Here is a 13,014-nt window from a genome sequence, read left to right on the forward strand (position 1 = left end):
ATCGAGGCTGGCGGTGTGTGAGCCGTGGCGTCCCCTCACGTTTGCCAATCTCGGAGCATGCAAATGGCCTCAACCTACGAAACCGTTGCCGGCATCATCTCATCCACCAGCGACGTTCCCGTGGAACGCATCACGCTGCAGAGTCACGTCAAAGAGGATCTGGGCGTCGACAGCCTCGCATTCCTCGACATCACTTTCGAGATCGATCAGACGTTCGGGATCAAGCTTCCCGTCGAAGACTGGATTGCGCGCGTCAATGAGGGAAAGGACAAGGGCGACGACTATTTCATCATAGGGAACCTCTGCGCCCAAATCGATTCCTTGCGCGTCTCAGCTGCCGGATAGGGCATCGGCAACAATGCGGCTTGAATACTTCCAGATGCTCGATGGGATCGAGACGCTTGACACCGAAAAGGCGTCCCTCGTTGCGGTGGCGCATGTGCCGCTCAAGAGCCCCGTCTTCGAGGGACACTTCCCCGGACATCCCATCATGCCGGGCGTTCTTCTTCTCGAAACGATGGCGCAAGCCGCCGGATACTTGCTCATGAGTCTCGAAGGCTTTGCGCGCATGCCGTTCTTGGCGAGCGCCAAGACAGCCAACTTTCGCTCGTTCGTAATGCCGGGATCCACGTTGCAGGTAACGGCTTCACGCCTTCATTCCGGGTCGGGCTATGCGGTGATGGCGACTAGTCTCGAATGCGGCGGCCAGCGCGTAGGCGATGCGCAGCTTATGATGCGCATCCTGGCCTTTCCCTCAGACGCGCTCGCGCAGCACGTCAAACAGGAAGGCCAGAGGCTGGGGTTCCTCAGAACGGTGGAGGCCGGCTAATGGCGAAAGCGTGCGACCAAGTTTGGATCACCGGCATCGGGCTTATCAGCTCTCTCGGTGAGGGTGCGGCTCTGCACTGGAACAAGCTCTGCGGCGCGGGAACGCTTCGACCGGTTATCGATCCCCAGCGTTTTGCGCCCTACACGGTTCATCCCCTCGCCGACATCGACTTCTCGAAGCAGATCCCCCGGACCAGCGATCAACGCCAGATGGAACGCTGGCAACGGATCGGCGTCTATGCTGCAGGACTGGCCCTGGCGGATGCCGATATTGCCGGCGATCAGGAGCTTCTCGAAAAGACGCATCTGTGCATCGCAGCCGGCAACGGTGAACGCGATATCGCGCTGGATTCCCGCATTCTCGCCGGCAACCACGCGGACGGCGCGCAAGGCGCCTACCTCAACCAAAATCTTGCGACGGGGCTGAGGCCCACGCTTTACCTCGGCCAACTTTCCAACCTGCTGGCGGGCAACATCTCGATCGTACACAAGGCGACGGGGTCATCGCGCACCTTCAAAGGTGAAGAGATGGCCGGCGCATCGGCGGTCGCTGACGCAGTCAATAGGATCGAGGCCGGCCAAGGAGAGGTGTTTCTCGTCGGCGGGGCACTCAATGCCGAGCGAGAGGATGTCCTGCTCGGCTGCGAGCTTGCCGGTTCATTGTATAGCGGACCTCACCACTCCGTCTGGCAACGCCGGCCGCAGGGCGGCGGCCTCGTGCCTGGCAGCGTCGGCGCATTTCTGGTGCTCGAGGCCGCCGAGCACGCCCGCCGGCGAGGCGTCGTTCCCTACGCGCGTATATCCGGTATTGTTTCGGACCGCTCACGGCGACGTGTCGGAGAAGCCTCTTCCGTTGCAGCCAGCCTCTTCAAAGACCTTCGGCTCAATCCGGCAAACGAAGATATCGGAGTTCTTTCCGGCGCGAGCGGTGTCGAGCCAGCGACGTCGGAAGAATTGCAGTTCCTCGCCGAACTGGAACGGCAGAAATTCAAGCCTGTCGTGAGGGCTTGGGGAAGTGCGCTTGGGCATTCGCTCGAAGCTCACTTCTTTGCAGGTCTTGCACTCGCTTCCTTGGCCGTATCCAACGATGCCTTCTATCCGCCGTTCGACGCATTTGAGGACAAGGGTGACGCCAAGTCGCATCCCGATCGCGTTCTCGTAACCACGTTCGGTCATTGGCGCGGCGAGGCGTTGGCGCTGGTCCAGTCTGCATGGTGAGAGCGACCGGTATGGGCAGCCGAATGCTGGATCAGAAAGGCCGACCGGTGGTCGTCGTTACCGGAATTGGCCTCGTGACTTCGCTCGGCGTCGGCGCAGACTTGTGCTGGAGCAGGCTCACAGCCGGGCACTCGGGCGTGAAGCCCATCACGCGCTTTCCGACGGACGGGCTCCGATCTACGATCGCCGGAACCGTCGACGATTTCGATATTACCCCTACGTCGGCTTACGATTTGTCGATGGCGATGGCCGAAGCCGCAGCCAGCGAGGCGATCGTTCAGGCACGCATCGGAAGCGTGTCGCGCTTTCCCGGCCCTCTTATTGTCGCAACGCCCCCGTCGGAGCTCGAGTGGCCTCACCTCGATCGGCTCCATGATCACGATCCCGGTGGCGATCTCACCGGCTACCAGCGAATTCTTGCAAATGCCCGTACCGGGTTGTTCGCAGACTTGGCGAAGCACGTCCGCTTTGCTGCGATCGCGGATCGCCTGCAAGAGCGTTTCGGCACGCAGGGCGAGCCGCTATCGATCTGCACCGCCTGCGCATCGGGGGCGACGGCGATCCAGATCGGCCTGGAGTCCATCCGGCGCGGTGATGCCGACGCGGCCCTCTGCGTCGGTACCGACGCGACCGTCCACCCCGAAGGGCTGATCCGGTTTTCCCTCCTTTCGGCGCTGTCGACAGCGAACGAGGATCCCAAAAAGGCTTCGAGGCCATTCTCGAAACGCCGCGACGGCTTTGTCATGGCGGAGGGCGCTGGCGCACTGGTCCTCGAATCCTACGATGCAGCGAAGGCGCGCGGAGCAAAGATTCTGGCCGTCGTACGCGGATGTGGCGAGAAGGCAGACGATTATCATCGCACACGCTCGAGCCCCGACGGCGCAGCGATGATTGCATCGATCCGCAGGGCCCTCGCCGACGCCGGCGTCTCGCCCGAAGAGATCGACTATGTCAACGCGCACGGCACCAGCACCCCAGAGAACGACAAGATGGAATACCTCTCTCTTCATGCGGTGCTTGGCGAGCATCTTGCTCGCACGCCAATCAGCTCCTGCAAGTCCATGATCGGGCATACGCTTATTGCAGCAGGCTCTGTGGAAGCGGTTCTCTCGGTGCTCACCCTCAACACCGGCGTTCTGCCACCCACCATCAATTACGACGAGCCGGATCCCGATCTTCCGCTCGACGTGGTTCCCAACACCAGCCGGACCGCCCGCGTCTCTACCGTGCTCTCCAATTCGTTCGGATTTGGCGGTCAGAACGTCTGCGCCGTTTTTTCGGGAGAGCCTGCATGACGAAGCACACGGTGGACTTCACGGAATTCGAAAAGGTCTCTCATGTACGGTAGCGAAGGTGTTCGAATGCGCAGTACGACAACGCGTGCGGCCGAGCTTCGTGGAAAGCGCTATGTGCTGATCAACTCCGTCGATGATCCGCCCGCTCCCGAGCCGGACGAGGTGAAGGTACGCATCCGCGCCGTCGCCCTAAATCATATCGACGTATGGAGCTGGCGCGGTATGGCCTTTGCCGAGCGCAAGCTGCCGATCATTCTCGGCGCGGAGGCGGCAGGTGACGTGATCGCCGTCGGAGATGCCGTCGAGAACCTGTTTCCGGGCGACACAGTCGCCCTCTACGGCGCCAAAACCTGCGGCACCTGTCCGGCGTGCCGGGAGGGTCGCGACAATTTTTGCGAAGGTCCGGCCGCAATGTACGGCTTTCATATCGACGGCTTTCTGCGCGAGCGCATCAACGTGCCTGCGCGCATCGCCGTCAAGGCGCCCAAGGGCCTCAACGTTGTCGCCGCCGCCTGTTCACCGATTACCTTCGGAACCGTCGAGCACATGCTGTTCGACAATGCCAATCTCAAAGCCGGCGAGACAGTACTCGTCCAAGCCGGCGGCAGCGGAATTGGAACAGCTGCCATCCAGCTTGCCAAGGCCGCTGGCGCAACAGTGATCGCGACGGTCGGCAGCGCAGAAAAGGCGAAAAAGGTTATCGCTCTCGGCGCCGACCACGTCATCAACTACCGCGAGGAGCGTGTCTCTGGCCGTGTGCGAAAGATCACCGATCGCCAGGGAGTCGACGTGGTGTTCGAGCACGTGGGACCGGATACGTGGGAAGGAAGCATCATGTCGCTCAAGCGCGGAGGACGGCTCGTGACCTGCGGATCCACCACCGGCGTCGCCGCAAGCACGAACCTCTATTTGCTGTTCCAACGGCAGTTACGTCTAATCGGCAGCTTCGGTTGTCGGATGAAAAATATGGAAAGTTCCATGGAGAAGATGGCCAAAGGCCTCGTTGCTCCGATGATCGATACCGTCATCGGCCTCGACGAGATCGAGAATGGCCTGGAGCGTCTGGAAGCTCGCGACGTTTTCGGCAAGATCGTGATCGCCCTCTAGTCGATCAGGAGAGCAAGTGAGCAACGCGACGCGCAGAAACGACGTTTGGATCACAGGTATCGGGCTCGTCAGCTCGCTCGGCGCCAATGCCGACGAACACGTCGCGCGACTTTTCTCTGGCGGCCCTGCCGTGCGCCCCGCGCTGGACGAGTCTCGCTATGCTCCCTATCCCATTCATCCTCTGGCCCCGCTCGACTTCTCGAGCCAAATCCCGAAAAAGAGCGATCAGCGGCAGATGGAGCTCTGGCAGCGGATCGGCGTGCACGCGGCAGGTCTGGCATTGTCCGATGCCGGAATCGCCGGAAATGCCGACCTTCTCGACCGCACTCATCTCGTCGTTGCCGCAGGCAGCGGCGAGCGCGATACCAAGGTTGACTGCGAGGTGCTCGACAAGCTTGGCCCGCGCGATGATGCCGCTCTGCTCGCCAAGGAAGTGCTGCCGAGTGCCCTGCGTCCGACCTTGTTTCTTGCCCAGCTCTCCAACATGCTCGCGGGGAACATCTCAATTGTCCACAATGTGACGGGCTCATCCCGCACGTTCATGGGTGAGGAGATGGCGGGCCTTGCTGCGATGGAGAACGCGTTTCGCCGTATCCAGGCCGCGCAAGCCGACGTCATCCTCGTCGGCGGTGCGCTCAACGCCGAGCGCGAGGACTTGCTGCTCGGCTACGAGATCGGCCACAATCTGTGGCGTGGCCCCTTCCGACAGGTGTGGGAGAGGCGGGGTGACGGTGGCGGCTTCATTCCCGGCAGCGTCGGCGCCTTCATCGTGCTTGAATCAAGCGCGCATGCGCGCGCTCGATGCGCAAAAGCCTATGCGAAAATTTCGGCCATCGAAACGGATCGGACAAGTCGAGAGCCCGGAGAAACGGTGCTGCATGCGCTAACGCAACTCCTAAGTCGTATTTGGAGCGATATCCCGGACGGACCGCTCCTGACCTTCAGCGGTGCAAGCGGCACCGAGCCGGCAACCAGCGAGGAGCTGCTCTTTCTCTCCCGGCTCGCATCGCTCGATCATGAAACAGCGATACGTGCTTTCGGCAGCGCTGTTGGGCATGGCGTCGAAGCTCACTTTCCGATGGGCATTGCTCTGGCTGCGCTTGCCCTGAAGCATGGAACCGCTCTCGCACCTACGGAACCGTCGGAGATAGAACGTCCGTTTTCCGCAGCGATCGAGCGCGTGCTTGTCACGGGTGTTGGTCACTGGCGCGGCGAAGGACTTGCCCTCATCGAAGCAATCCAGTGAGGCCACGATGACCAACGCCTATCGTGACAGCAAAGGTCGGCCGCTCGTCGCAGTGACGGGACTGGGCGTCGTGACATCGCTCGGGCAGGGAAAGGAAGACAACTGGGCAGCTCTAAAGACGGGCCGCTCCGGCATTCGTCCAATCACGCGATTTCCAACCGATGGCCTGCGCACAACCATTGCCGGCACCGTCGAATTTCTGGGTATCGAACCCTACTCCGCGTCTGCGCTCTCGGCGGCAATGGCGATCGCGGCGGCAACAGAGGCAATCGAGCAGGCCCGCATCGCGTCCTCGACGTTTCCGGGGCCGCTCTACCTCGCCACACCGCCCGCCGAAATCGAGTGGCCGCAACGCCGGGCCCTCTACGATGCGTCATCGACATCCACCGAAACGGGATACAAGCGCCTGCTTGCCGCCGCGCGCGGTTCGGAGTGGCGCGAGCTGCACGCCATTTCCCAGTTTGCGAGCGTCGCCGAATGTGTGGCTCGTCGGCTTGGGACGCGGGGCCTGCCTGTCTCTGTGTCGACCGCTTGCGCGTCCGGCGCAACGGCAATCCAACTTGGCGTCGAAGCCATCCGGCGCGGAGATACGACGGCCGCACTCTGCATCGGCACCGACAGCTCGGTGCAGATCGAGGCTTTGATCCGCTTCTCGCTGCTGTCCGCGCTCTCAACGCGAAACGACGCCCCGGCCGAGGCGTCGCGACCGTTCTCCAAAGAACGCGATGGGTTTGTAATGGCGGAAGGCGCTGGCGCCCTGGTTCTCGAATCTTATCAGGCCGCGATTGCACGAGGCGCCAATGTCCTCGGCATTGTTCTGGGATGCGGCGAGAAGGCCGACGACTACCACCGTACACGTTCCAAGCCTGACGGCACGGCGATCATTGGGGCAATCCGAAATGCCGTCGCCGATGCAGGCGTCGACCCTGGGGATATCGACTACGTCAATGCCCACGGCACCAGCACGCCCGAGAACGATAAAATGGAATACATGTCGCTTCGCGCGGTGCTGGGCGATCACCTCACGACGACACCGGCCAGCTCGAACAAGTCGATGATCGGCCATACGCTCTCAGCCTCCGGAGCCATAGAAGCGGTGTTTTCGCTGCTAACGATCCAAAACGGCGTATTGCCGCCAACAATCAACTACGTCACCCCAGATCCCGAGATCCCGATCGACGCCGTTGCTAACTCGGCGCGTCCCGCCGAGGTGAGGACAGTCCTTTCGAACTCGTTCGGTTTCGGCGGGCAGAATGTGTGTCTCGTCCTCGGCGCTCCTCTATGACGCCGCCACGTCCTGATCCAAATCAGACAGAGCGAGATTTTTCATCTCGAGGCCCTTTCATCGATGGGATCACATCTGGAATGAATTGCAGTTCGCGCTCACAATCCGAGTCGTCGCGCGTTGGAATTCGCACGAGGAGATGGAAGATGGGACAACGCGCATCGACGGCATTCCAGCCGCTCAAGCTTGTGGCTTTGGCGGCAGCTGGGGTGGTCATGAGCTTCCTGCCAGCGTCAGCCGCTGATTTCGGAGGCGCCTGTTGCGCCGACATCGAAGAGCGGATTGCAGAGCTCGAAGCCACGACGGCGCGCAAGGGAAATCCCAAGGTCTCACTCACGATCTCGGGCTATATCGTCCAGGAGATCACGGCCTGGGACGACGGCGCTGAAAGCAACGCCTACATCCACGGCCTCGGCCCAACACAGGCATCGCATTTCAAGTTCAACGGCAAAGCAGCCATCGCGCCGGGATGGTCGGCGGGCTACATGCTGCGCATCCAGGACCTCACCGGAAACGCCTTCGCGGGCGGAGCCAACGCAATAAACCAACTCAACGGCACCAAGAACGACGCCCCCAATGCGCAAATGGCGTTCTGGTACTTGCAAAGCGACAGTCTCGGTAAGTTTTCGGTCGGCAAGCTTGCGAATGCGGCCAAGAGCGCGGCCATGTTCACAGATCTCTCCGGCACGCAGATCCTCGACAACTACACGATGCTTGCCGGCTTTCCACAGTTCACAATCCGCTCCGGCGGCGACCTCAATCCTGCAGGCCTTACCTGGGGACAGCTCGCATACTGCTATTCTCAGTCTCTTCCCCTCGGCGGCGACTGCAACGGACTTGTGATGAACGGAGTGCGCTACGACAGCCCTACGATCGGTGGCTTCACCGTTTCTGCCTCGTGGGGAGCGGACGACTTCTGGGAGGTGGCCGGCCGTTATGCAGGAGAGATTTCAGGCTTCAAGATCTCGCTCGGCGTCGGCTACTCCGACATGCATGATGAGACGGTGACCGGCGCAGCGGTGTCCGCACGGAAGGATTCGCAATTCTTCCAAGTCGGCGGCTACGCACAGCACATCGCAACGGGACTTTTCGTACATGCCGCCTACGGGCACGAGGACAACAACGATACGTTGCTTCTGAATGGGACGCACGCGAAGGACGGCGAGCACTGGTACGTCAAAGCTGGCTTGCGCAGAGCGTGGAACCCGCTCGGGGCGACGATTGTCTATGGAGACTACGCTCGCTACAATGATCAACTTGGTCCCGCCGTCCTGGCGCTTGGGGCGACTTCAAGTACGTTCGACCGCTTCGGCGGTGGCATCGCCCAGGAAATCGACGCCGCATCGACGACGATCTACCTCAAGTATCAACGTTATGAAGCCAACATCAGCGGGCCATCTCTGTCGCCCGCGGCTAAAGATCTCGATGATGCAACTTTCGTTAGTTTCGGCGCCCTCGTCTCCTTCTGAGGGCAATTGCAGCGTCAGCGGCTCGAGGATACATAGCCTCGTCGCGCGCTGCTAAACTTCTAGTGTCCTCAACAAAAGCGGTGCTCTTAACTGAGATCAACGCCAGACACCTTGGTTTCTGTTTTGCTTTTCGGAACCCAAGGAGGGGCAAACCCTCCTAACCGCGCGCCCGAGCTTCGAGACAATCGATGAACATCGCAGCACTTTTATATGAAGGCGATCAGGGATCCGTAGTCGATACGTTGCTGGCCGATGTCGCGCTCCATCTGCGCGCGGCAGGTTGGAAGCTGGCCGGCGCCGTGCAATCGCCCGGCGCTGTGCGCAACAGCCGATGCGAGATGACGCTCGAGGATCTTGCGACAGGAACATGCATCGAAGCCGCTGATCCCCTTGGTCCGTCCGCGTCAGGGTGCCGGCTCGACACAGGGGCGCTCGAAGACTCCGTCGGTTTGGCGTCGTCGTCTCTCGATCCAGACACAAGACTTGTTGTCATCAACCGCTTCGGCAAGCGCGAGACCGATGGCCATGGCTTCCGATCCATGATCGAGAACGCCGTCGTGCTGGATGTGCCGATCCTGGTCGGGGTGAAACGGATGCATCTCGATGCGTGGAGATCTTTCGTGGGCGGAGAGCCGTTCTTTCTCCCACCTGTTCGTGACGAGATCCTGCGCTGGTGCGAAACCGTCGCATCGAGCGCGTCATCATCAGCGTAGGGCTGGTTCTCCTCGCCGAGCTACGGAGCCGCGGGCTGCCGGCTCAACCAATAACCGGCACCTACGACGGCCTGATGGGCTGCAAGAGTGGTTGTGATACGTCCGAGCTTTGGATCCTCGCCGCCCCACCACCGGCCGACTTGCCTCAAGAGGTCTCCCGGCATATCGAAATTGCGCCACGATCGATCGCCGGTCAACGCTGCGGAGATCCAGGCATAGGTGAACTTGTACTCGAAAAAGTAAGACACATTTCCAGTTCTGACTTCCAATCCGGCGAGCACCTGTACGGCAGGCCCGGCATACTGGTATTCGCTGGTGCGCAGCACCTTTGCTTCTCCAGGAAACCACACTTCGACGTGCGGCAAGGCAAAGCCCGCGCCGAGACCGATATACGGTCGGATACGCGGAGCGATGTTTGCGAGCCGCACGATTGGCGTGAACAAAAGCACGTTGTGCCCGTGAGTGAATTCGAGGCGCTCGAAGACGTCCGTGAGTTTTACCCGCGCTGGCGCAGGTTCGCCCTTGAGCGTGCCAACCGTGTCCGCATCCTCGATAACCGGGTTGGCAAGCTTCCGGCCATGGGCGCCTTTGCCGAGACGAGACACCGCCTTGTTGTGCAGAAAATCGACCATGAAGCCGAACGAACCCGAACCCGTGACGGCGCGCACACCGCCATCGATCGGAAACCGCAGCGCGTCGCCGTCCCACCCGAGCGCCTTGAGCGTCAGGTCGGTATTGTCGCCCCGCCTCAGGTGAACATCGCTGCGGTTATAAAGTGGCTGTGCCAGATAGCCGGCAACGAGCGTCTCGGTACCGTTTAAGCTGGCATGCGGCTGAGACGACGACGCCTCATTGCCCGCATCCGAAGCGTCGCCAGGCGCACTCGTCTGATTGATGCACGCTGAAATCGCCATCACCGACAAAATACCGGCTGCGGCAACCGCGAAAAGCTTGTCGGCCCCCGCGACCATCAAGGCGCTGCCGGACAAACCGAGAAGGGGTGCTGACCGGAATGTCGAAACCATGTGCAGGATGTCCCTTGAACCCACGATAGCGCGCAACGCCGTGACGCCGGAGCAGATCCCAACGGGGGCACGCCATGATGATTTAGCAAGCCGTCGCGTGACGGAGCTTGACCACGATCAGCCTTGCCTAGCGGCCGCGCGTTATGGGCTCACAAAGGCGATCCGAGTGGAGTGTCTGAACGCGCATTGGTTCAGGCGCGTTGCCGGCGCACAGGCGAAATGCACAGCGCGATCGGCGACAATGGGCCGGTCACGCTTTCGAACGGTCAACGGCTAGAACGAAGAAGCCTCGGCATCTGTCTCCGTCAGCAATGTGACGCTGCGGTCGCGTCGTCTCGCTCTGTTCCCCAACCGCTTCAAGGAAGAAGCGCCGGAGAAAGAACGGCCAGGAGGATCCGCGAAGGCGACCCACAGCTTCCCTCAACTTTTATCGGGGGCCTGTAAGATTGCGGTAGCTCGGTGATAGCTAGAGGATTTTGGGGGGGATGGCGGACTAAAGCTAAGTCCTTGAAAGATTGGTCGGAGCGAGAGGATTTGAACCTCCGACCCCCAGTCCCCCAGACTGGTGCGCTAACCAGGCTGCGCTACGCTCCGACTTCGGCCCCCCTTATGTCTGGCAATGAGGCCAAGGTCAACGCCTCGTTCGGTTTCTTCCTTACAACAGAGCCTCGATCGCGGCCGCGGTCTCGGGGAGCATCCTCAGCGATGGCGGCAGGGCCCCAGTTGGCAGCGCAATGGCGGCGAAAATTCCGTCGCCGGCCGGGACGTCGTGAGCAACCACGGACGGAAGTTCAGCGGGCGCACCCTCTCCTCGGTCTGCAACCCCTCCGTCGACAGCACTCCGCCCCTCCTTACCCGGGCGCAATCGCTCGAGCATAGGGCCGACGCCGGTGCCGTGTGCTTTCGCCACCGCTTCGATACGCACCCAGGCGCGCAGGAACCGCTCGTCGGCGTCGGCGCCCTGCAAGGGTGCGCCGGCTGCCAACGCAACAGCTTCGGCTTCAATCGGGGCCCGGCGCGCATCCGGCATCCAAACCGACCGCGTCCGTTCGATATCGACCCCGAGCGGACCGCCAGCCGTGATGCCGATCAACGCCAGATGCTTGGTGTGGGCGAGGCTAAAGCTCGTATCGGCGCCGGCCAGCGACGGCTTTCCCGTGGCGCTCAAGACAAACGGGGCGTTGCGCATTCCGGTGCCCAGCTTCCGCTCAAGCAGAATGCGAAGCGCGATGTGCGCGAGGCGGCGCTCGCGGCGTACTCCGTCGTTGCGGACGGCTGCGAGGCGCGTACGCACATCGTCCGACAGCCGAGGTGTCGCCGCTTCAAGCCCTTCGAGGGCCGCCTCCGATCGATCGAGATTTACGAGCCAAAGCTCCGGCTCCAAGCCTGCGGTCATGCTTAATCCCCGCTCGCGCCGGTCAAGGCAAACGCGATGCGCTCTCACTATACAAGAGGTTCCAAGCGTGGAGGGGGAAACGGAGGCTCGACAGAGCAGCTCGGTAAACAAACCAAGCAGAGGCGATCTCCGGCCGGCTCGATGACACCATCAAACCGGCCGGCACGTTTATGCGTGCGCGAGCCTCAGGCGCCGACGGCGCGCGCCCGGCGGGGCGCGCGAATCGGCTCGTTCTTGGCGATCGTGTCCTTGCCAAGCGACTCGAGCAGAATGGACCGGCACTGTTCGAGCTCCTTGATAGCCGCCTCGATCGCGGCCAGTTGCTCGAGAGCGTTGCCCTTGTTGCGCGCATTGCCGCGCCGCGCCGCAACCGACACCGGCGTACGCGCTCCAGACGTAGACGGAACGTTGGCCGGGAGCGCCCGTGCATCCGGCTGAATGCCGCGGGTCGCAACGGGTGCGCTACGAGCGGCTTCGCCCGGCACCTTGCCGTGGTGCTTGACGTGATCGATGCCCTGCTCGCGGAGGATCTTCTGCACACCCTTGATGGTGTAGCCCTCGGCGTGCAGGAGATGGCGGATACCGCGCAACAGCTCCATATCTTCCGGGCGATAGTAACGGCGCCCGCCGCCCCGCTTCATTGGGCGAACTTGCGGGAAGCGTGCTTCCCAGAACCTCAACACATGCTTCTGGACATCGAGCTCATCAGCTACCTCGCTGATGGTTCGAAAAGCCTCTGCTGCCTTGCTCATCGTTACCCCTCGATGCCTTGGCTCAATCGCGCACCAAACCGACTCTCGCCGGTCTCCTTGCCGACGCGCCCGAACACCTCTCGCGCGTCACTCGCTATCAGAATCGAGCCCTCTGAGCGCGTCCCTCGTTCGAATCAAAAGACGTACATCCACTCGATACATCTGCTTGCTTGCTGCGATGATATCGCCAACAGCGCGCTGCGTCTCGATCAATCAGATCGAATGATCACAGGTTTTTTTTCAGCAGACGGCGCAAGTGCTCCACATGCTTTCGTCGCCGATACGCTGGAGCGCGTTTGCTCTTCTTCGAATCGCAATCCCGCTCCAGGTTCTTGATGAGACCGATGATTCACGCGTCAGGCTGAATAAGGTCCGAAGCGATCATGGTCTAGGCGTTTTGCTGCTCGCGCGGCGAGAAGCGCAACGGATTTAAAGGCATTCTCTTGCGCAGCGCGGGCACTTGCAGGCTCGTTCGCGTTTTATAACGCGCGTGCAGCGAACAGCAGACGCGGTGCTCGGCGCAACAGACGGTTCGGCAAGCGCGCGTGAGCATAAGCATGCCCACGGAGCAGAGGGACGTGTTGGGATGCTTCGGGCGAGACGTGCGCGCAAAACCGGGCGCGCACCGATTCTCCCAGACTTGCACGGGGGCAAAGGGAGCGACGCGACGTTACGACGTT

12 protein-coding genes and 1 tRNA gene are annotated in these 13,014 nt (G+C 61.5%); 9 read left to right on the forward strand and 4 right to left on the reverse strand.

The features are described 5' to 3' along the window. Positions 1-57: 57 nt before the first annotated feature. The 9 genes from RCO24_RS05960 (at position 58) to RCO24_RS06000 (ending at position 9,161) form a co-directional block, all read left to right on the forward strand. Positions 58-345: an acyl carrier protein gene (locus RCO24_RS05960; protein ID WP_308960624.1), complete on the forward strand. Its 288-nt coding sequence runs from the start codon at positions 58-60 to the stop codon at positions 343-345. Between the two features lie 13 nt (positions 346-358). Then, complete coding sequence (locus RCO24_RS05965; protein WP_308960626.1) at positions 359-829, forward strand: 3-hydroxyacyl-ACP dehydratase FabZ family protein; 471 nt, start codon at positions 359-361, stop codon at positions 827-829. Continuing rightward, a complete protein-coding gene (locus RCO24_RS05970; RefSeq protein ID WP_308960628.1) occupies positions 829-2,046 on the forward strand; it encodes a beta-ketoacyl-ACP synthase in 1,218 nt (405 codons plus the stop codon). Before RCO24_RS05965 ends, RCO24_RS05970 begins: the two co-directional genes overlap by 1 nt. 23 nt (positions 2,047-2,069) lie before the next feature. Continuing rightward, a complete protein-coding gene (locus RCO24_RS05975) occupies positions 2,070-3,341 on the forward strand; it encodes a beta-ketoacyl-ACP synthase (RefSeq protein ID WP_374990913.1) in 1,272 nt (423 codons plus the stop codon). A 66-nt stretch (positions 3,342-3,407) separates the two neighbouring features. Further along, positions 3,408-4,448 (forward strand): zinc-binding dehydrogenase, encoded by a 1,041-nt coding sequence (locus RCO24_RS05980; RefSeq protein WP_308960631.1) that lies wholly within the window; start codon positions 3,408-3,410, stop codon positions 4,446-4,448. Positions 4,449-4,464: 16 nt separating this feature from the next. After that, a complete protein-coding gene (locus RCO24_RS05985) occupies positions 4,465-5,694 on the forward strand; it encodes a beta-ketoacyl-ACP synthase (RefSeq protein ID WP_308960633.1) in 1,230 nt (409 codons plus the stop codon). A gap of 7 nt (positions 5,695-5,701) precedes the next feature. Continuing rightward, positions 5,702-6,979 (forward strand): beta-ketoacyl-ACP synthase, encoded by a 1,278-nt coding sequence (locus RCO24_RS05990; RefSeq protein ID WP_308960635.1) that lies wholly within the window; start codon positions 5,702-5,704, stop codon positions 6,977-6,979. Positions 6,980-7,125: 146 nt separating this feature from the next. Beyond that, positions 7,126-8,448 carry a porin gene (locus tag RCO24_RS05995; RefSeq protein ID WP_308960637.1) on the forward strand — a complete coding sequence of 441 codons (1,323 nt, stop codon included), beginning with the start codon at positions 7,126-7,128 and terminating at the stop codon, positions 8,446-8,448. 188 nt (positions 8,449-8,636) lie between these two features. Further along, the gene (locus tag RCO24_RS06000; protein ID WP_308960638.1) at positions 8,637-9,161 is read left to right on the forward strand and encodes a DUF2478 domain-containing protein; all 525 of its coding nucleotides are present in this window, start codon (positions 8,637-8,639) and stop codon (positions 9,159-9,161) included. 20 nt (positions 9,162-9,181) lie between these two features. Here the strand turns inward: RCO24_RS06000 and RCO24_RS06005 are convergent, their stop codons facing one another. From RCO24_RS06005 to RCO24_RS06020, 4 genes are all read right to left on the reverse strand, one after another. Continuing rightward, positions 9,182-10,186 (reverse strand): lipid A oxidase, encoded by a 1,005-nt coding sequence (locus RCO24_RS06005; protein WP_308960639.1) that lies wholly within the window; start codon positions 10,184-10,186, stop codon positions 9,182-9,184. Positions 10,187-10,702: 516 nt separating this feature from the next. Next, positions 10,703-10,780 (reverse strand) — tRNA-Pro (locus RCO24_RS06010). A gap of 61 nt (positions 10,781-10,841) precedes the next feature. Then, positions 10,842-11,582 (reverse strand): hypothetical protein, encoded by a 741-nt coding sequence (locus RCO24_RS06015; protein WP_308960641.1) that lies wholly within the window; start codon positions 11,580-11,582, stop codon positions 10,842-10,844. Between the two features lie 185 nt (positions 11,583-11,767). Then, positions 11,768-12,334 (reverse strand): MerR family transcriptional regulator, encoded by a 567-nt coding sequence (locus RCO24_RS06020; RefSeq protein WP_308960643.1) that lies wholly within the window; start codon positions 12,332-12,334, stop codon positions 11,768-11,770. Between the last annotated feature and the right edge of the window lie 680 nt (positions 12,335-13,014).

Origin of the sequence: Hyphomicrobium sp. LHD-15 (assembly GCF_031157355.1) — a bacterium.
Lineage (GTDB): Bacteria > Pseudomonadota > Alphaproteobacteria > Rhizobiales > Hyphomicrobiaceae > Hyphomicrobium_C.

Excerpts from the sequence above, each read along its gene's own strand:
- RCO24_RS05960 (WP_308960624.1), top strand. The coding sequence starts at position 58 with ATGCAAATGGCCTCAACCTACGAAACCGTTGCCGGCATCATCTCATCC.
- RCO24_RS05965 (WP_308960626.1), top strand. The coding sequence starts at position 359 with ATGCGGCTTGAATACTTCCAGATGCTCGATGGGATCGAGACGCTTGAC.
- RCO24_RS05970 (WP_308960628.1), top strand. The coding sequence starts at position 829 with ATGGCGAAAGCGTGCGACCAAGTTTGGATCACCGGCATCGGGCTTATC.
- RCO24_RS05975 (WP_374990913.1), top strand. The coding sequence starts at position 2,070 with ATGCTGGATCAGAAAGGCCGACCGGTGGTCGTCGTTACCGGAATTGGC.
- RCO24_RS05980 (WP_308960631.1), top strand. The coding sequence starts at position 3,408 with ATGCGCAGTACGACAACGCGTGCGGCCGAGCTTCGTGGAAAGCGCTAT.
- RCO24_RS05990 (WP_308960635.1), top strand. The coding sequence starts at position 5,702 with ATGACCAACGCCTATCGTGACAGCAAAGGTCGGCCGCTCGTCGCAGTG.
- RCO24_RS05995 (WP_308960637.1), top strand. The coding sequence starts at position 7,126 with ATGGGACAACGCGCATCGACGGCATTCCAGCCGCTCAAGCTTGTGGCT.
- RCO24_RS06000 (WP_308960638.1), top strand. The coding sequence starts at position 8,637 with ATGAACATCGCAGCACTTTTATATGAAGGCGATCAGGGATCCGTAGTC.
- RCO24_RS06005 (WP_308960639.1), bottom strand. The coding sequence starts at position 10,186 with ATGGTTTCGACATTCCGGTCAGCACCCCTTCTCGGTTTGTCCGGCAGC.
- RCO24_RS06015 (WP_308960641.1), bottom strand. The coding sequence starts at position 11,582 with ATGACCGCAGGCTTGGAGCCGGAGCTTTGGCTCGTAAATCTCGATCGA.
- RCO24_RS06020 (WP_308960643.1), bottom strand. The coding sequence starts at position 12,334 with ATGAGCAAGGCAGCAGAGGCTTTTCGAACCATCAGCGAGGTAGCTGAT.